Here is a 17,414-nt window from a genome sequence, read left to right on the forward strand (position 1 = left end):
TTCGCTTTGCCCACCCTGCGAGAGCTGTCATCCGGCCGTCATCGCTTCAGTTCCAACTGGCTCGAATCCTAACGAATAAGATTCTCGGAACCCGGGCCTGGGGAGAATTTGCATCTGCGCCGAGGCTCCTTCTAAGAACCACCATCGCTATTTCCGCCGCCATCTTGCCTCCCGCCAGGGTTGATCCTTCATACTCCCGCAAATGGGGCGTTGGAGATCGACCATGCGCGAACTATCGGCGGAAGCCAGACTGCACTTCTACGCGCGCTCGCTCTCGCGTCGCACCGGGGCGAGCGCCCATCATCTGGCGCTCTACAGCGCCTTTGCCGTGATCGCAGCGATCGTGTTCGGCACGCTATCGGTGCATCCGTTCTAGCGGACTTTGTAGGGTGGGTTAGCCGGAGGCGTAACCCACCAACTTCGTTCTGCACTCGCTGAAGCATGGTGGATTACGCTTCGCTAATCCACCCTACGGCACCGAGCGTGCCTCACGCTCCGCGCCTGAACGGCGCAACCTCGATCCCCGCTTCCTTCAACGCCTGACGCAGCGTGCGCGCGATCTCGACCGCGCCGTGCGTGTCGCCGTGGATGCAGACCGTATCCGTGCGCATCTTGATCACCTTGCCGGTGACCGACACCACCGCGCCGTCCTGCACCATGCGCACCACGCGCTCCGCGATCGCCTTCGCATCGTGCAGCACCGCGCCGGGCTTCTTGCGCGAGACGAGGTTGCCGTCGTCCTCATAGGCGCGGTCGGCGAACACCTCGTGCACCATCGGCAGATTGGCCGCTTCGCCGGCCTTCACCAGCTTCGAATTGGCGAGCACGACGAAGATGAGATTGGGGTCGACCGCCCTAATGCCGGCGGCGATCGCCTTCGCGGTCATGTCGTCCTCGCAGGCGACGTTGGAGAGCGCGCCATGCGCCTTCACATGCGTGACCTTGTGGCCGGCCGCGGTTGCGATCGCCTGCAGCGCGCCGATCTGGTAGGCGACGAGGTTCTCGATCTCGGAAGCCTTCAGCCCTGCGATCGGATGGCGGCCGAAGCCGTGCAGGTCGCGATAGCCGGGATGCGCGCCGACCGAGACGCCGCGCGCTTTCGCCAGCTCCACCGTCCGGCGCATGATGTCGGGGTCGCCGGCGTGGAAGCCGCAGGCGACGTTGACCGAGCTCGCCAGCTCGATCATTGCGGCGTCGTTGCCCATCTCCCACGCGCCAAAACCTTCGCCGAGGTCGCAATTGAGATCGATCGTCTTCATGGGGTGCTCTCCGCCTCTGGTCTTGCTGCCGCTTACGGTTCCGCCGTCACCTGCCAGGTTCCGGCGTCGACCGCGCTCACCGCGTAGCCGGCAACGTTAGCATCGCTGAGCGCCTCGATGTTGAGCTCGACGGTGTCGGAGGAGCGGAGGCGATCGGGGAGGGTGCGGATCAACTGCGCGAACTTGCGCGCCTCGTCCTGCGCCTCCGCCATGCTGACCTGCTTGAAGCGGAACGCTGTTCCCGCCGAGGTCTGGGCAAGGCGGCCGACGTCGGCCGTGATCACGGTCGCGATCTTCGGATAGCCGCCGGAGGTGCCGCGGTCCATCATCAGCGCGATCGGCGAGCCGTTGCCGGGCACCTGGATGCTGCCGTTGACCGTGCCGTCGGAGACGATGTTGTGGCCGTGCAGGTGCTTGATCGCAGGGCCTTCGAGCCGGTAGCCCATGCGGTCCGACGTCGCCGAGATCTTCCACTCGCTGTCCAGGAACAGCGCCTTGTTGGCATCGTCGAATTCGTCGTCCTGCGGCCCCAGCAGCACGCGGATCGGACCGCTCACCGGCTTCGGCAATTCGATCCGCAGCTCTGGAGCGCCGCTCGCAGCATCGACGCTGAACTCGTCGCCGGCCTGGAGCGGGCGCGGGTAGGGGCTGCCGAGGCCGGCGCGGGCATTCACCGCCAGGCTGCCGAACACGAGCTCGCCTTTGATGCCGCCTTCGATGGCGAGATAGGTGAACGCGCCGCCGCGGGCAAAGCCCAGCGTCAGCGTCTCGCCGTTCTTCAGCGTCACCGATGTATCCATCGCGACCGGCCGCGCGGCGACATCGGCATTGCGCGGTGCGCCGGCGATTGCCACGCGCACGGCGCCATCCTTCGCGGTGAACGTCGCGCCGAAGGGGCCGATCTCGACAGCCGCCGCGAGCGGCTCATTGCCGACCAGCGTGTTTGCCGCCGCGAGCGAGAGACGGTCCATCGCCCCGCTGACCGTCAGGCCGTAGCGCTGCGCGCCGTGGCGTCCGCCGTCCTGGACGGAGCTGGCTGGCCCGATGCTGGTGACGACGAGCCGGCTCATGCGTCCACCTGCTCGGCGACGATCTCGCCGGCTTCGGCGGCGCGGTCCATGTCCTCGAACGTCTTGTGGTCGATGGCAAAAAACGTCACGCGGTCACCGGGCTCGGTGAGGAAGGTCGGATTGCGGTGGAGCTGATAGGTTCTGACAGGCGTGCGGCCGAGCAGGTGCCAGCCGCTCGGGGCGGCCAGGCACTGGATGCCGGCCTGGATGCCGCCGATCGAGATCGTTCCGGCGGGCGTCAGCAGCCGCGGCGACTGCCGCCGCGACATGTGCAGGGATTTGTCGAGCCCGCTGAGATAGGACCAGCCCGGCGTGAATCCGATCATGGCGACCTTGTAATCGCCGCCCGCGTGCCGGGCGACGATGTCGTCGGGCGTGGTGCTGAGTGCCTTGGCGACATCCTCGAGGTCGATGCCGTGCTCGCCGCCATAGGCCACGGGAATGCGCCAGCGGCGCGCCCTGGTGGCCGGCGGCAGCGGCCGGGTCGCGATCGGGAGGATCTTTTCGCCGAGCGCGTCGAAGCCGATCTTGCCGGGGTCGTAGTGCACCAGCAGCGACCGATAGGTCGGCACGGTCTCGGTGATGCCGTCGATCGGGCTCGCTGCGAGTGCCTTGTCGAGCGCCAGCACGCGCTGGTTGGCGGTATCGTCGATGGTGCGGCTGAACTCGACCGTGACGGCACTGTCGCCACTGGGCAGAAGGCGGGGCGGGGGAAGCGTCGCGGCCATGAGCTGTCGAAGAGCTGTCGAAATCGGGCTTCTCAGGAAACGCGGGCTCGCCCTTGAGTTCCGCTTGTCCCTGCTTCGCGTAAATGCGCCAGCAAGTCCAATAAATTAATGCAGGGGTTCTCGATAAAGCCTTGTTATCGCGTCGCATAACGGCGCTGCGGCCCTGCATTCTTGTGGGTCTTTTGGCCCTTGACGCAAGGCTTGCGGCTCGCAAGATGCGCGCGTTCTTTTCCCGCCTATCCGGAGCTCGTTCTCGTCCATGTCGCTATCCCCCGAAGCCCGCAAGACCCTCGCCGGCATCACCACTGCCACCATCACCACGGTCCTGCTGAAAAAGGGCCTGCGCAACGTGTGGATGCGCGGTGCGCGTCCGCTGCGCCCGGGCCTGCCGCGCCTTGTGGGACCTGCCTTCACACTGCGCTTCGTGCCGGCGCGCGAGGATCTGGCGACGCCGGAATCCTGGTCGTCGCCGATCTCGACCCGCACCGCGATCGAGGCGATGCCGGATGGCTGCATCGCCGTGGTCGACGCCATGGGCATCACCGATGCAGGCATCTTCGGCGACATCCTCTGCGCGCGCATGGTCAAGCGCGGCGTCACTGCGCTGGTCACCGATGGCGTGGTGCGTGACGTCGAGGGCGTGCTCGGCACCAATCTGCCGGTGTGGTGCGACGGCTATGCCGCGCCGCCGTCGGTCGCGGGCCTGACCTTCGTCGGTTGGGGCGAGCCGATCGGCTGCGGCGGCGTTGCCGTGTTCCCGAACGACATCGTGGTCGCCGACCAGGACGGCTGCGTGCTGATCCCGCAGGCGATGCTCGAGCACGTGCTCAATGAGGGCGTCGAGCAGGAGCGGATGGAAGCCTGGATCGTCAACGAGGTGAACAACGGCGCGGTGCTGCCGGGCCTCTATCCCATGAACGCCGAGACCAAGGCGCGCTACGCCGCCAGCAAGAAGTAACGGAAGCGAGGACCCCCATGGAGATCACCGTCGCAGGCACGCGGCCGACCCGCCGCGCGCCCAAGGAAAACTTCACCGGCACCGTGTGGCAGGACCCCGTCATCATGGCGCCCGCGCCGGCGCGGCTGAACTGCTCCCGCGTCGCGTTCGAGCCGGGCGCACGCACCAACTGGCACCATCATCCGCTCGGGCAGACGCTTTACGTCATCTCCGGCGTTGGCCGCGTCCAGTCCAAGGGCGGGCCGATCCGCGAGATCCGCCCCGGCGACACCGTGTGGATTCCGCCGGGCGAACTGCACTGGCACGGGGCATCGCCGACCAACGGCATGTGCCACATCGCCATGCAGGAAGCGCTCGACGGCGTCTACTCGACCTGGCTGGAGCCGGTGACGGACGCGGAGTACGGCGCGGCGGTCGGCTGATCCGCGCGCCCCGGACAAGACGCATCGCCTGAAGGCGGTGCGTCGCCGAGCCGGGACACGGCGACTTACATCCTCTGCGCCGTCCACGTGCCCGTGCACATGGTGCCGCGCCAGGTGCCGGAGCCCGAGGTGCCGCTGAGCCGGCCGAAGCCGACCGCGCGCTTGATGCCGCTGCTCAAGGTGACGTTGATGCTGCCGGCATCGGCCACGCGGCCCGACGCCGTCACGGCCGCGCTGCTCGATGCGATTTGGCCGTTGTTGATGCCGATGGCGACGGTTGCGCCGTTGCCGCAGGTCTCGCTCGATGACGAGATGCGGACATTCCATGTGCCGTCGAAAGTGCTCGTCGCAGCGCCGGCCTGCGTCAGCGGGAAGGTGATGGCGACAAGGGCGGCGAAGGTCCTTTGCGAATGCCGTTCATGGCACGCCTCTGTGGTTGACCATGCAGGGGACCATGGCACCGCGCGCGGAACCGGCGATGTGAGAGGCGTCACGCCGGCGGCAGGCTCCGTGAGGTGGCGCACATCCTGACAGCGCGGAAAAGCAAAGGGGCCCGGATCACGGGCCCCTTGTTGTGGTCAGAGCGTTGAAGCCGGACTCAGTTCACCCGCGTCCAGGTCTGGCCACCGCAGAACATGCCGCCGAAGGCGCAGCCCTGCACGCGCAGCCGGTCGGTGCCCTTCATCGCGATCGTTGAATCGTAGGTCGAGCCGGAGTTGGGATCGAGGATGCGGCCGGACCATTTCTGGTCCTTGCCGGGCTTCATGTTGATCAGAACCTGCTCGCCGTTCTGGTTCGACTTGCTGTCGACCGAATAGCCGCAGAGATTGCTGCCGCACTGCTCGATGCGGACCTTGCCTTCCTTCTCCTCGGTGAGCCAGACGCCGAGCGGTGAATTGAGATCACGCGTGGGCGCGGCTGCCGGAGCGGGCGGGGCGACCGCGGCGGACTGGACCGGAGCTGGGGCCGGAGCCGGCGGCGGAGGTGGCGCCGGCGGCGCAGCAGCCGCAGCGGCCGGCGGCGGGGGCGGTGCCGCGGGAGCTGCCTGCTGCTCGACGGGAGCGGGGGCTGGTGGCGGTGCAGGAGGAGGCGCGACAGCCGGAGCGGCCGGTGCGACCGTGGCAGTCGCCGGCTGCGGTGCAGGCGGCGCGGGAGGCGGTGCAGCCACGACGGGCGCGGGAGCCTGCACGGCTGCGGGAGGCGCTGCTGCGGCGGCAGGTGGAGGCGCCGGTGCAATCGGCGGCTGCGGATCCGCCTTGGCATCCTGCGGCGCCTGCTGGCCTGGGCTCGTCTCGTTCTTCTTGGCCTTCTTGGCCTTGCCTTGCCCGGTGTTGTCGTACACGCCGGGAATCTGCACCGTGCCGCGGTCCGGATCGATGCGGATGGTGCGCCCGCCATATTCGAAGGTGTACTGCGCTTGCGCAGCGGTGCTCGCCAACAAAAGGAATGCGGCCGTGGCCAACAGCTTCCTCATTTCGCATCTCCTGAACAGGTGGTCCCCGCACTAACGCTTACGCGCCGGCTCCATTCCGAAACGTGATCTAGATCACTGTCTCGGTATGAGTCGTCGTCGCGCTGTTCCCGGTTCAATAGGCCTGGGGCCGGTCCAAAGTTTGGCAGAGGCAGGCGACAGGAGGACGCGGCCTCACGCGCCGTTCCGATGGAATCGGAACGGGACCGGCGATCAAAACGCGCGAAAAACGCGCTAGTCGAACCAAGTGGCGTAGATCTTCCTGTAGCTGCCGTCTTCCATGGAAATGTGCAGCCATTGATCGACGAAGGCCTTCAGCGCCGTGTCGCGCTGCAGCCAATAGGCCTTCTCGGAGAAGTCGAACGGCTTGTCCGGATGCACCGCGCAGAGCACGCCTTGATGCTGCTTCTGCTGGTAGCGAGTCTCGGAGGCGTCGGTCATCATCAGATCGGCGTTGCCCTTGGCGATCTCGTCGAAGATCACGGTGTTGTCGGGGAAGACCGTGATCTCGGCATCCTTGATGTTGGCGCGTGTGAAGCGCTCGTTGGTGCCGCCGGGATTGACGATGACGCGGGTGCCCTTCTTGTCGATGTCGGGGAGCGTCTGATACTTGCCGACGTCGGCGCAGCGCGTGATCGGCGTCTTGCCCTCGCGCATGATCGGCGTCGAGAAGAAGCCCTTCTTCTGCCGGTCGAGCGTCACCGACACGCCGCCCATGGCGATGTCGAACTGATCGGCCTCGAAATCCTTCATCAGCTTCGGCCAGGCTGTCGGCACGAATTCGACCTTGACGCCGAGCGCCTTGCCGAGCGCCTCCGCCATGTCGACGTCGAAGCCAGAGAACTGCTGCGTGGCCTTGTCGAGATAAGTGAAGGGCTTGTAGTCGCCGGTCATGCCGACGCGCAACGTGCCGCGCTTCATGATCTCGTCGAGGCGAGAGGGCGCGGCCTGCTGTGCATGGGCCGAAAGGTTCATCAGCAGCGCCACGGCCAAAGCCGCCAACACGCGAACGGATATTCGAACGATCATCTCTTTTCCACCCATGCCCGAGCTGTCATTGTACAGCTCCTCCGATCTGGATTTAGACCAGATGCCCGTCGCTGGCGAGGCAGAATTGAAAGGAAGCTTGGGGTGACGATTTCGATGTACGAGGCCTCGGTTGGCCTCTTCGTGCCTTATCTGCGCAATCTGTCCGCGCTGCTGGACAAGGGCGTGGCCTATGCCGAGGCCCGCAAGTTCAATCCGGCGGTGTTGCTCGGCATGCGTCTCGCGCCGAACATGTACGATCTGGCACAGCAGGTCGGCGAGGCCTGCCGCCACGCCACGGTCACCTCGGCCTTGCTGGCAGGTCGCGAACCGGTCGCGCTGCCGGCGCTGGAGCACGACATGGCCGGCCTACAGGCGCGGATCGCGACGTCGCTTGAATTCATCGAGAGCCTGCCGCATGCCGAGATCGACGCGGCTGCGGAACGAAAGGTCGTCTGGAGGCTGAAGAACGGGACCGAGCTGCCCTTTACCGGGCGGACGCTGCTGCTCGTCAACTGCATTCCGCAGTTCTTCTTTCACGTCACGACGGCCTACGACCTGTTGCGGCATGCAGGCGTCGAGCTTGTGAAGAAGGATTTCCTCGGGAGGAAGTAGCGGCAGGCTCGATGTCCACCTCTCCCCGACGGGGCGAAGTGGACGGAGATATTCGCCAGAGGTGACGCTTAGGCTTCGCCCCTGCGCTCGTAATCGGCGAGCGAGCTGCGACCGGCGATCTCGCTGCGCAGCTCTTCGAAGCGCCGATGTGCCTCGTGCTCGTGCGCGTCGACGAAATGCACCGCGGCTTCACCCGTCATCGGGCCGCTGATCACGGGCGCCGATTGCTCGCCGATGGTCTCGTGGACGTAGTACTGGCCGTCATCGCCGCGATGCACCGTCCATTTGAGACGGATCGCCACCATCGGTCCGGGACCGACCTTGCTGTAGCCGTCGGCATCGGTGTGCTCCGGCACCAGCGGCTGTTCCTCGACGACGGGATGCTCGTGCTCGGCGACGACCGGCTCCTCGTCAGCGGTGGCTGAATGTTCGCTGTCGGCCGAATCCTCTTCACCGGTCGCCGTCTCGGTGTCGCGGACGACGAGAACGGGCTCGGGGTTCTCCAGGATGCTGGCGATGGTCGCCAGCGCATGGTCGGTCGGGTCGATCTCTGACAAGGGTCCATCCTCCAGCTCGACGCGGCCGGCAAGTCTGTCCCACTGCCGCCGCGGCCGGGAACATTAGGCGCGTTTGATTAAGGCTGAGTTGGGGCCCGATCTGCACCAAAATGGGACGCTTTCTGGCGTCCCGAAGGCGGGCCGATCGGCGGCCCGCCTTCGCTTGGCCTCAGCCCAGCACGTCCTGATTGATCACATTCTGCCTGATGGGATCGCCGTCCAGGGCGCTCAGGATGTTGCGCGCGGTCTGCTCGCTCATGCGCTGGACCGCCTCGACCGTGACGCCGGCGACGTGCGGAGCCATGATGACGTTGGGCAGCGCGAACAGCGCGTTGCTGACCGGCGGCGGCTCCACCTCGAACACGTCGATGCCGGCGCCGGCGAGCTTTCCGGACGTGAGCGCGTCGTACAGCGCCGCTTCCTTCACGATGCCGCCACGCGCGGTGTTGATGAGGTAGGATTTCGGCTTCATGCGGCCGATCCGAGCTGCGTCGAACAGGCCGACCGTCTCCGCCGTCTTCGGGCAGTGGATGGTGACGAAGTCGGCGTGAGGCAGTGCGGCGTCGAGGTCGGTGACCGGCTCGCATCCGGCCGCCTTGATCTCGGCCGCGGGCTTATAGGGATCGTAGACCTGCACCTTCATCTCGAACGCCGAACAGCGCTTGGCGGTGCGGCTGCCGATGCGGCCGAAGCCGATGACGAGCACGGTCTTGCCGTAGAGGTCGAACGGCAGCATGCCGAGCCGTTCGGCCCATGTGCCGTCCCTGACGCAAGCATGCAGCTCCTGCGCGCGCTTGGCCAGCGTCAGCATCATGAACAGAGCCGCTTCCGCGACCGAGGGCGAGTTGGCACTGCCCGCCACCATCAGCGGCACCTTGCGGCGGGAGAGGGCGGGCACGTCGACGGCGTCGTAGCCGACGCCGATGCGGGTCACCACCTTCATGTCTCTTGAGGCCTCGAGCTCGGTCTCGCCGAAGGCGGTGGCACCTAACGCCACGCCATGGACCGGCGCATGGCTCTTCAGCAAGGCCTCGAAGTCCTTGGCGGAGATCAGGTTGGAAAATTCGACGAGCTCGATATCGTCCCGCTGGGTGAGGAGAGCGCGTGCCCCTTGCGACAAAGTTTGTGTAACGAAAATCTTCTTCTTGTTGGTCGCCATCGCTCCCCTGCCTGCTCGCGTTTCTTAGGCCGGCGTCACAGCACGACGCCGGTTTCTTCGTTTAGCAGGTGCATGTTGTTGAGGTCCATCGCCAAACGCATGGGTGCCCCGTCCGTAGCGCCGGCATTGGGATCGACGCGGCCGCAGACCGGCGTGCCGTCGAGCCCGAAATAGACCAGCGTCTCCATCCCCATCGGCTCGGTGACATCGAGCACGGTGTCGAAGGTCTCGACGCCCGGCGCAAGATGCGCATGCGACTCGGTGAGGTGCTCGGGACGGAGCCCGAGCAGCAGCTTGTCGGTGCGCGGCAGCGCGTTGTAGCGCGCGGCGCGGGCCGGCGGCAGCGCAAAGGCGATGCGGTCGGTGAGGCGGAGTTGAAGCGTGCCGCCGACATCCTCGAGCCGGCACGGGATGAAGTTCATCGCGGGCGAGCCGATGAAGCCCGCCACGAAGCGCGTCGCCGGCTTGTGGTAGAGCTCGTTCGGCGTGCCGATCTGCTCGATGCGGCCCTTGTTCATCACCACCACGCGATCGGCCAGCGTCATCGCCTCGACCTGGTCGTGGGTGACGTAGACCGTGGTGGTGCGCACCTTCTGGTGCACCTTCTTGATCTCGATCCGCATCTGCACGCGCAATTTGGCGTCGAGATTGGACAGCGGCTCGTCGAACAAAAATACCTTGGGGTTGCGCACGATGGCGCGTCCCATGGCGACGCGCTGGCGCTGGCCGCCGGAGAGCTGCTTCGGCTTGCGGTCGATCAGGTCGGTGATGTCCAGGAGGCGGGCGGCTTCCGTCACCCGCGCCTTGATCTCCGCCTTGGGATAGTGCTTCAGGCGCAGCCCGAACGACATGTTCTCGGCGACCGTCATGTGCGGGTAGAGCGCGTAGTTCTGGAACACCATCGCGATGTCGCGGTCCTTCGGCGGCACGTCGTTGACGACGTCGCCCCCGATCATGATGTCGCCGTCGCTGATGTCCTCGAGCCCGGCGATCATGCGCAGCGTGGTCGACTTGCCGCAGCCGGAGGGGCCGACCAGGACGATGAACTCATGATCGGCGATGTCGAGGTCGATGCCGCGCACGGCTTCGACGTCATCGTAACGCTTGACTACCTTCCGCAAAGCTACGTCAGCCATGAGTCATCAACCCTTTGTCGCACCGGCGGTCAGGCCGGCAATGTAGTAGTCCATCAGGAATGCGTAGATGATCAGCGGCGGCGCGGCGCCGAGCAGCGCGCCGGTCATGATCTGCCCCCAGTTGAACACGTCGCCCTTGATCAGCGTGGTGGTGATGCCGACCGGCAGCACGAGCTGATCGACCGACGTCGTGAACACCAGCGGATAGAGGAACTGCGCCCAGGACACCGTGAAGGCGAAGATGGTCGCGGCGATCAGCCCGGGCAACGCGACCGGGATGAAGATCCGCGTCAGGGTCTGCAGCCAGGACGCGCCGTCGATGAGGGCGGCTTCATCGAGCTCCTTCGGGATCGAGGCGAAATAGCCGATCATGATCCAGGTGCAGAACGGCACGGTCAGCGTCGGATAGATGAACAGCAGCACGTACCATCGGTTCAGCAGCGTGATGCCGGTGTACTCCTGGACCACGCCGAGCATCTTGAACAGCGGGATGAACAGGAGGCTGTCCGGGATCAGATAGGTGAGGAAGACGCCGGTGGCCAAGGTCGCCGAGCCCCAGAACTTCATCCGCGCCAGCGCGAACGCCGCGGGGATGCTGATCAGCATGGTCACGATCACGACGATGATCGAGATCATCGACGAATTCCAGAAGAACCGCAGGAACTGGTTAGAGGTCAGGAGCTCGACATAGTTCGATAGCGTCGGATGGAACACCCACCAGGGATTGGTGGCGGCAGAGATCTCCGCGCTGCTCTTGAGCGAGGTGATCAGCATGTAGATCGGCGGCGTCAGGAAGAAGATCGCGAACAGTACCAGGAAGAAGTAGGACCAGCGCAGTGCCCAGGTGCGGTCCCGGCTCATGCTGCCATACTTGACCTTGCGGGACGGTCCGGCCTTGTCGATTGTGAGCGTGCTCATCAGGCTTCGTTCCCGCGTTTGTTGACGTCGCGCAGGATGAAGATCGCTGCGACGGCGAGGATGGGCACCATGAACAGCGACACGCAGGCGCCGAGCGGAATGTCGCTGCTCTGGATGCCGACCTGGAAAGCCCAGGTGGCGAACAGATGCGTGGTATCCAGCGGACCGCCTGATGTCAGGATGCGCACGATGTCGAAATTGGCGAAGGTGACGATCAGCGAGAACAAGGTGGTGATCGCGATGATATTGCGCATCATCGGCAAGGTGATATGCCAGATCTTCTGCCACCAATTGGCGCCGTCGATCGCGGCGGCCTCATAGAGCTGATCGGGGACCGACTTCAGCGCGGCGAGATACATGATCAGGAAGAACGGCGCGCCGTACCAGACGTTGACGAGGATGACGGAGAAGCGCGCCCAGAAGGTGTCACCCAGCCACGGGATCGGACCGACGCCGAAGAAGGAGAGCGTGTAGTTGAAGGCGCTGTAGGACGGATCGAACAGCCACAGCCAGGCCAGCGTGCTCATCGCCGGCGGAATCACCCAGGGTACCAGCAGCATGCCGCGCCATTTGCGCTGCTTCTTGCCGGGAATGTTGTGGACGAAATGCGCGACGATGAAGCCGATCAGTGCCTTGAAGATGACGGCGGTGATCGCAAAGATGCAGGACTGCTGCACCACCATCCAGAACGTCTCGCGCTTGAACAGGAAGGTGAAATTGCCGAGGCCGACGAATTTCGTCATCGCCTTGTTCAGCGTCGCCAGATAGAGCGAATAGAAGGCGGGATAGAGCACCAGCATCGCGATCAGGAGGATCAGCGGCAACGTCAGGAAGAACGCAACCGTCGATTTTCGCCCGAGCGCATTGCGCAGACTCTTTCCCTTGCGCGCGCCCGTCGCACGGGCGACGCGACCTCGCTCAACGACGACATCGGCCATGTCAGAATCCTTAGGGTCAGTCTTCTTGTCAGCAGTCCAACCTTGGAGCCGGCCACAGCGGTCGGCCTCAAATCTTGCGGATGGGAGGGCGGAGCCCTGGCGGCTCACGCGCGTGGCGCGAGCCGCCCTGGCGCATCCCGGCCTAGCTCCGCATGAAGCCTTCGCACTCGCCTTCGGCCCAGGCGAGCGCCTGCTCCATCGTCTCGCCCCGCGCAAAACGCAGCGCCATCTTGGTCAGCGTCGCCTGGAAGTAGATCTGCTGCGCGATCTTGGGCGGCGCGGGCGAAGCGGCGATCGACAGCGTCTGGTGCTTGTAGGGGTCCGGATAGTGGAAGAGCGTTCCCTTCGGCGGGCCTTCTTCCGCCCAGGTCGGGAACTTGGACATGTTCGCGTAGGCCGGCAGGTCGTAGCCGCCGCTCACCGCAACGAACTTCTCGATCGACGATGGCGAGGACAGGTGAACGAGCAGGCTCTTGGCAGCCTCCTTGTTCTTGCCGAAGCTCCAGACGCCCCAGAAGTAGGGCAGGTACGGTGCGAACCGTCCCTTCGGACCGGACGGGAAGCCGTGCGTCCAGCACTGTTCGGCGACCTGCGGCGCATCGCGCTTGGCGACGGCCCAGGCGCTCGGCGGATTGAGGATCATCGCGCCGCGGCCGGAGATCAGCCATTTGTTATTGGAGGCGTCGTCCCAGGACGGTGCGTCCGGCGGCAGGAAGGCGATCAGCTTCTTGTAGAACTCCATCGCCTGGCGAACCTGATCGGTCTTCACCGTGATGTCGCCCTTGGCATTGACGAGCTCGGCGCCGAATGACTGGAAGATCGCGCCGGCGGTGTCCACGCTGTCGGTGGTCTCGCCCATACCGATGCCGAACGCGAAGCCCGCCTTGTGGCAGGCCTCGGCTGCCTTCAGGAAGGTCTCCATGGTCCAGTTTTCGACCTTGGGCGGGCCGCCGGCTGGATACATCTCCTGTACGTCGATGCCGGCATGCTTCTTCATCAGATCGATGCGAGAGCAGGGGCCCTTGATCTGGCTGCCCGGTGTCGCGGGCGCCGCGAGCCATTTGCCGCCCGACTGTCCGAGATATTTGACGGTGCCGTTCACTTCGCCATTCTGCTTGAGAAGCGGCTCCATGATGTCGTTGAGGGGCTCGAGATTCTCGGAATAGGCCTGCGGCCACCAGCTCGGCATCTGCAGGATGTCATGACCCGACTTGGCCTGGGCCTCGGCGGCGGCGGTCAGCTCGATCTTCTTGTTGTTGCTGGTGATGTAGTCGATCGAGACTTCGACCTTCTCCTTCGCAGCCCATTCATTGACGAGATCGGTCGAGGCCTTGTTGGCGCCGGGCACCCAGTGGTCCCAGAAGCCGATCGAGAGTTTGCCGGCAGCATAGGCGCCCCGGACGTAGGGCGCCGTGATCAGCGCCGCGGAGGACATTGCAGTGGCAGCCACAAATTGACGTCGCGTCAGTGTCTTGCGTGACATCTCGTTTCCTCGCTTGGGTGTTTTATTGTTCTGGTGTTTCCTCTGAACTCTTCCGAGTTTTGCTTTTGATTTTCTTGTTGGCGTTTCTTGTTGGTCGTTTCTGTCGGTGCCGTCAGCGTCGATCCGGATCGTGCGCCGTGCGCCAAATTGGTAGCGCGATCAGATCATGATTGACCGCGTCTGTCGAGAAAGCCGAACGCGCTTCGTCTAGAACTAACGTTGTGCCCGAATGTGCGGCAGTGCCTCTGGCATCGCGCGCCGCAGGTGAAACGCGCTCCCTCGTTTTTTGCGACGCACACATCTCGTAAGCCGGTCGGGAACGATCCGTGCGCAATTACGCCGCAGTTCCGAATAAGCCTCCATAACCGCTTCGCGCGAAACACTTTTCGGGCGTGGACAGCAATCGGCTGCGTCTGGACCTCGAAGCGACGAAAACGATAGAGTTGCAACCAGCGGGGTGGCTCTTACCCCGACCGAGACCAATCAGTTCGACGATGGAGACGAGAATGATCCACCCGGCGCCGCCAGCGCGACATTACTTGCGACGTTCGCTCGCGCTCGGGTCTCTGCTCGCGTTGTTGCTCGGCGTCGCCGCGGTTGCGAACGCTCAAGGATTGGTCAAAGGCGTCCAGGAAGGGGCGGCGGCCGGGAACAAGGCGGCCGGCCCGGTCGGTGGCGTGCTCGGCGGCGCGATTGGCGGTGTGGTCGGCGTCTTCACAGGCGTGCTTGGCGTCGGCAACAATAACAATGCCAACCAGGCGCCGGCCGCCAAGGATGCGAACAAGGATGCGGGCAAGGACGCCAAGCAGCAGCAGGGCGCAGGCAAGGACAAGGACGCCAAGAGCGCCAAGGAGAACGCCAAGGCGGGCAAGGGCGCCAAGGCGAGCAAGGAAGCCAAGAACGCGCCAAACGTTCAGCAGGACAACAAAGACAAGGACGTTACCGTCCTCACCCAGCCCGGCGCGCCGCAACAGACCGCCGAGCAGATCGTGGCCAACAGCGATTCCTATATCGAGCGGATCAAGACCGAGCTGAACCTCACGCCCGACCAGGAGAAGCACTGGTACGGCTTCTCCAGCGCCATGCACTACTTGGGGCATAATGGTGCAGAGCGGCTCAACCTGCGGGTTGCGCGCGCCAAGCGCGATCCGCCCGACGACATCATCGAGCAGATGCGCAACGAGGCGCAATTCCTGATCGACCGGGCCGCCGACCAGCGCAATGTCGCCGACGCCGCCGAGCCGCTCTATTCGAGCCTCGATGACAAGCAGAAGCAGGTCTTCATCCAGGAGATGGTGCGCCTCAGCCACGAGCGCGGACTGGATTGATCAAGTTGAATCGGATTGCGGGCGCCTGAATTAACGGCGCTCGCTACGAATTTGTGAATCCTCTGCGCAATTCGGTTATGATTAGCTTCGCGAGGCTGACTGCGGGGTTGATATGGCGGACGGACTCTCCGTTTTCCTGGTCGAAGACGAGGCGTTGATCCGGATGATGATCGCCGACATGGTGGTGGAGCTCGGCCACCGCGTCGTCGCGGAGGCGGACAATGTCCGGGACGCCAGCGCCTTTGCGATGACCGCGCAATACGATTTCGCGATCCTCGACATCAATCTCAAGGGTCTCTACGTCGATCCCGTCGCCGACCTGATCGAGCGCCGCGGCAAGCCGTTCCTGTTCGCCACCGGCTACGGGCCGGAATTGCTGCCGTCCTTGCTCCGCCGCAGGCCGATCCTGCGCAAGCCGATTTCGATCGACCAGCTCAAGGGCATGATCGAGTCGTTGTTTCCCAAAGCCACGGCAGAGGCGCCGCGCTGAACGGCGGCGAAGAGGCCGCGCTGGCGACGGCGAAGACGCCGCGCTGGGAGCGCAAACGAAAATGGCCGCCGGTGGGGCGGTCATTTCACGAAGAAATCCGTCGCGGCCTCAGATCAGGCCGGCACTGAGATCGATGCCGCGCGCCATCAGGCCGAACGAGGCGAGGAGGCCCGCGCAGCAGAACAGCCAGATGGTCTTGAACGAAGAACCGGCAAAACGGGTTTCGGCAACGGCCGGCATCGCGGCGAGCGAAATCATGCTCATGTTCATTCCCCCCTTTGTTGATCCTGAATTGCATCAGGTGAGGGAACTCCTAGAGCAAAAAGTTTGACGTGAGATTGCGAGGGATCCCTAACGGAATCGCAACCGGGGCGTACCGACGCGCGTGCCGTGCCGGGATCGCACGTCTCAGCTGCGGCCGTTCCTCAACACGTTGGCGATGGTCTGGGCGGTCATGGCGGCGCGATCCGAGGCGCGCTGGGCAGCCAGCCGGTCTCGCGCCTTCTCCTCGATCAGGAGCTCGATCAAGGCGAGCCGCTTGTCCTCGTCGTCCGCCTCGGTCAGCAGGCGGTGATAGCGGTGATAGTCGAATCCAACGTCCTGCTTACGCATGTCACGCCCCCCGCAACCAACGCCACACACTTGGCGGATTGTTTCCCATGGGAAACAATCGGGCAAGCACGATCCTGCGTGGAACCGCGCTTTGGGTGCAATCAGCTGTGAATTAGTTAACGGACCTGCCGCCTTAATCCGGATTGTGGTCGGCGAACATCTTCAAGCCGAGGAAGCTCGCATCGGGCCTGGTGACCAGCCGGGTCGGGATGTTGCGCAAGTAATCCTGAAAGCGTCCCTTGGCCTCGAAGCGGGCGCGGAAGGCCGAGGCGGCCAGGAATTCGGGAAAGCGCGGGACGATCCCGCCGGCGATATAGACACCGCCGCGAGCGCCGAAGGTCACCGCGAGATTGCCGGCGACCGAGCCGAGGGTGGCACAAAACATCTCCAGCGTCGCGCGGCTGTGCGCACAACTGCCGTCCAGGGCCGCCTTGGTGATGGCAGCGGCATCGCGTTGCGGCATCTGGGCGCCGTCGACCTCCGCCAGCGCTTCGTAGAGGCTTTGCAAGCCCGAGCCCGACAGCGCGCCACGCTCGATCGAGACATGGCCGAGGCGGCGGCGCAAGCAGGCGATCACGCGTTCCTCGCGCTCGTTCTCGGCCGGCAGCGTCGCATGCCCGGCTTCGGTTACGACGGCCAGGCGCGCGCCATGGCGCTCGACCAGGCAGGAGACGCCAAAGCCGGTTCCAGGCCCGACCACCAGCAGCGGCTCTCCGGGCAGGCCGTCCTGTCCGCCGAGCGGGATCAGATCGGCCGGCTGCAAGGCGGGCAGCGACCAGGCCACAACCTCGAAATCGTTGAGCACGTGGACGCTGTCGAAACCGAGCGCCGGCTGCAGCTCGTTGCCGTCGATGACCCAGGGGCTGTTGGTCATGACGCAGCGGTTGTTGGTGACGGGGCCTGCCACGGCCAGCACGGCTCGTCGGGGTGGCTCGCCGCTGGATTTACGTGCCAGCACATCGGCAATGGCTTCCCGGACGGTCGGGAAGTCGGCGACCTTCACGTAGTCGATCGGCCCGGTCTGGTCGCCATCGCTCTGGCTCAGCGCAAAGCGCGCATTGGTGCCGCCGATATCGGCGAGAAGAATTTGTCCTGTCCTGCCGATACCCATGGCTCTGCGGCTGCCGCGGCCTTGCCGGCCCTCGGGAACCCCTGCCTCCGTTCCTGATCCGATCCGCAACCGCGCGGACCGTCCGAGAATCCTCGCTTGATTGTGCCTAGTCAACACGGACAGAGGCAAACCG

21 protein-coding genes are annotated in these 17,414 nt (G+C 64.8%); 6 read left to right on the top strand and 15 right to left on the bottom strand.

Translation table 11 applies throughout. The annotated features are described in order from the left end of the window. The first annotated feature begins 223 nt into the window (after positions 1–223). Entirely contained in the window at positions 224–376 is a 153-nt protein-coding gene (locus tag JQ603_RS03040) for a hypothetical protein (protein ID WP_035666020.1), read from the top strand. A 112-nt stretch (positions 377–488) separates the two neighbouring features. Here the strand turns inward: JQ603_RS03040 and JQ603_RS03045 are convergent, their stop codons facing one another. From JQ603_RS03045 to pxpB, 3 genes are read right to left on the bottom strand one after another with little or no spacing between them, the layout of a single operon-like run. Continuing rightward, positions 489–1,259: a LamB/YcsF family protein gene (locus JQ603_RS03045; protein ID WP_212336380.1), complete on the bottom strand. Its 771-nt coding sequence runs from the start codon at positions 1,257–1,259 to the stop codon at positions 489–491. Positions 1,260–1,291: 32 nt separating this feature from the next. Then, a complete protein-coding gene (locus tag JQ603_RS03050) occupies positions 1,292–2,329 on the bottom strand; it encodes a biotin-dependent carboxyltransferase family protein (protein ID WP_212336382.1) in 1,038 nt (345 codons plus the stop codon). Continuing rightward, positions 2,326–3,057, bottom strand: a complete 732-nt coding sequence (gene pxpB / locus JQ603_RS03055) for a 5-oxoprolinase subunit PxpB (RefSeq protein ID WP_212336384.1) — start codon at positions 3,055–3,057, stop codon at positions 2,326–2,328. Before pxpB ends, JQ603_RS03050 begins: the two co-directional genes overlap by 4 nt. A gap of 259 nt (positions 3,058–3,316) precedes the next feature. Between pxpB and JQ603_RS03060 the strand changes: the two genes are divergently transcribed. Both JQ603_RS03060 and JQ603_RS03065 read left to right on the top strand, forming a co-directional pair. Then, complete coding sequence (locus tag JQ603_RS03060; protein WP_212302315.1) at positions 3,317–4,015, top strand: ribonuclease activity regulator RraA; 699 nt, start codon at positions 3,317–3,319, stop codon at positions 4,013–4,015. 17 nt (positions 4,016–4,032) lie between these two features. Further along, positions 4,033–4,437, top strand: a complete 405-nt coding sequence (locus JQ603_RS03065) for a (R)-mandelonitrile lyase (RefSeq protein ID WP_027573427.1) — start codon at positions 4,033–4,035, stop codon at positions 4,435–4,437. 65 nt (positions 4,438–4,502) lie between these two features. Here the strand turns inward: JQ603_RS03065 and JQ603_RS03070 are convergent, their stop codons facing one another. The 3 genes from JQ603_RS03070 to JQ603_RS03080 form a co-directional block, all read right to left on the bottom strand. After that, positions 4,503–4,931, bottom strand: a complete 429-nt coding sequence (locus JQ603_RS03070) for a hypothetical protein (protein WP_349630688.1) — start codon at positions 4,929–4,931, stop codon at positions 4,503–4,505. Positions 4,932–5,035: 104 nt separating this feature from the next. Continuing rightward, the gene (locus JQ603_RS03075) at positions 5,036–5,911 is read right to left on the bottom strand and encodes a DUF2147 domain-containing protein (RefSeq protein WP_212336386.1); all 876 of its coding nucleotides are present in this window, start codon (positions 5,909–5,911) and stop codon (positions 5,036–5,038) included. A gap of 231 nt (positions 5,912–6,142) precedes the next feature. Beyond that, a complete protein-coding gene (locus JQ603_RS03080) occupies positions 6,143–6,937 on the bottom strand; it encodes a transporter substrate-binding domain-containing protein (protein WP_212336388.1) in 795 nt (264 codons plus the stop codon). Between the two features lie 114 nt (positions 6,938–7,051). On the opposite strand from JQ603_RS03080, the gene JQ603_RS03085 reads away from it, so the two are divergent. Then, positions 7,052–7,549 carry a DUF1993 domain-containing protein gene (locus JQ603_RS03085; protein WP_212338138.1) on the top strand — a complete coding sequence of 166 codons (498 nt, stop codon included), beginning with the start codon at positions 7,052–7,054 and terminating at the stop codon, positions 7,547–7,549. Between the two features lie 68 nt (positions 7,550–7,617). Here the strand turns inward: JQ603_RS03085 and JQ603_RS03090 are convergent, their stop codons facing one another. The 6 genes from JQ603_RS03090 to JQ603_RS03115 form a co-directional block, all read right to left on the bottom strand. After that, the gene (locus JQ603_RS03090; protein WP_212336390.1) at positions 7,618–8,106 is read right to left on the bottom strand and encodes a hypothetical protein; all 489 of its coding nucleotides are present in this window, start codon (positions 8,104–8,106) and stop codon (positions 7,618–7,620) included. A 169-nt stretch (positions 8,107–8,275) separates the two neighbouring features. Further along, positions 8,276–9,265 carry a hydroxyacid dehydrogenase gene (locus JQ603_RS03095; protein WP_212336392.1) on the bottom strand — a complete coding sequence of 330 codons (990 nt, stop codon included), beginning with the start codon at positions 9,263–9,265 and terminating at the stop codon, positions 8,276–8,278. A gap of 35 nt (positions 9,266–9,300) precedes the next feature. Beyond that, positions 9,301–10,401 (bottom strand): ABC transporter ATP-binding protein, encoded by a 1,101-nt coding sequence (locus JQ603_RS03100; protein WP_212336393.1) that lies wholly within the window; start codon positions 10,399–10,401, stop codon positions 9,301–9,303. A gap of 6 nt (positions 10,402–10,407) precedes the next feature. Then, positions 10,408–11,319 (bottom strand): carbohydrate ABC transporter permease, encoded by a 912-nt coding sequence (locus tag JQ603_RS03105; protein WP_212336395.1) that lies wholly within the window; start codon positions 11,317–11,319, stop codon positions 10,408–10,410. Next, entirely contained in the window at positions 11,319–12,257 is a 939-nt protein-coding gene (locus JQ603_RS03110; protein WP_212336397.1) for a carbohydrate ABC transporter permease, read from the bottom strand. Before JQ603_RS03110 ends, JQ603_RS03105 begins: the two co-directional genes overlap by 1 nt. 142 nt (positions 12,258–12,399) lie before the next feature. Beyond that, positions 12,400–13,740: an ABC transporter substrate-binding protein gene (locus JQ603_RS03115; RefSeq protein WP_018642027.1), complete on the bottom strand. Its 1,341-nt coding sequence runs from the start codon at positions 13,738–13,740 to the stop codon at positions 12,400–12,402. Positions 13,741–14,246: 506 nt separating this feature from the next. Between JQ603_RS03115 and JQ603_RS03120 the strand changes: the two genes are divergently transcribed. Both JQ603_RS03120 and JQ603_RS03125 read left to right on the top strand, forming a co-directional pair. Next, a complete protein-coding gene (locus JQ603_RS03120) occupies positions 14,247–15,068 on the top strand; it encodes a Spy/CpxP family protein refolding chaperone (RefSeq protein WP_212336399.1) in 822 nt (273 codons plus the stop codon). Positions 15,069–15,180: 112 nt separating this feature from the next. Further along, positions 15,181–15,558 carry a response regulator gene (locus tag JQ603_RS03125; RefSeq protein WP_212336401.1) on the top strand — a complete coding sequence of 126 codons (378 nt, stop codon included), beginning with the start codon at positions 15,181–15,183 and terminating at the stop codon, positions 15,556–15,558. A 108-nt stretch (positions 15,559–15,666) separates the two neighbouring features. On the opposite strand, the gene JQ603_RS03130 is transcribed toward JQ603_RS03125, so the two are convergent. From JQ603_RS03130 to glk, 3 genes are all read right to left on the bottom strand, one after another. Beyond that, the gene (locus JQ603_RS03130) at positions 15,667–15,822 is read right to left on the bottom strand and encodes a hypothetical protein (RefSeq protein ID WP_212336403.1); all 156 of its coding nucleotides are present in this window, start codon (positions 15,820–15,822) and stop codon (positions 15,667–15,669) included. 144 nt (positions 15,823–15,966) lie between these two features. After that, positions 15,967–16,170: a hypothetical protein gene (locus JQ603_RS03135; RefSeq protein WP_212336405.1), complete on the bottom strand. Its 204-nt coding sequence runs from the start codon at positions 16,168–16,170 to the stop codon at positions 15,967–15,969. Positions 16,171–16,303: 133 nt separating this feature from the next. Then, positions 16,304–17,281, bottom strand: coding sequence for a glucokinase (gene glk, locus JQ603_RS03140; protein WP_212336407.1), 978 nt, complete (start codon positions 17,279–17,281; stop codon positions 16,304–16,306). Positions 17,282–17,414 lie beyond the last annotated feature (133 nt).

Source organism: Bradyrhizobium liaoningense (genome assembly GCF_018130825.1).
GTDB lineage: Bacteria > Pseudomonadota > Alphaproteobacteria > Rhizobiales > Xanthobacteraceae > Bradyrhizobium > Bradyrhizobium liaoningense_B.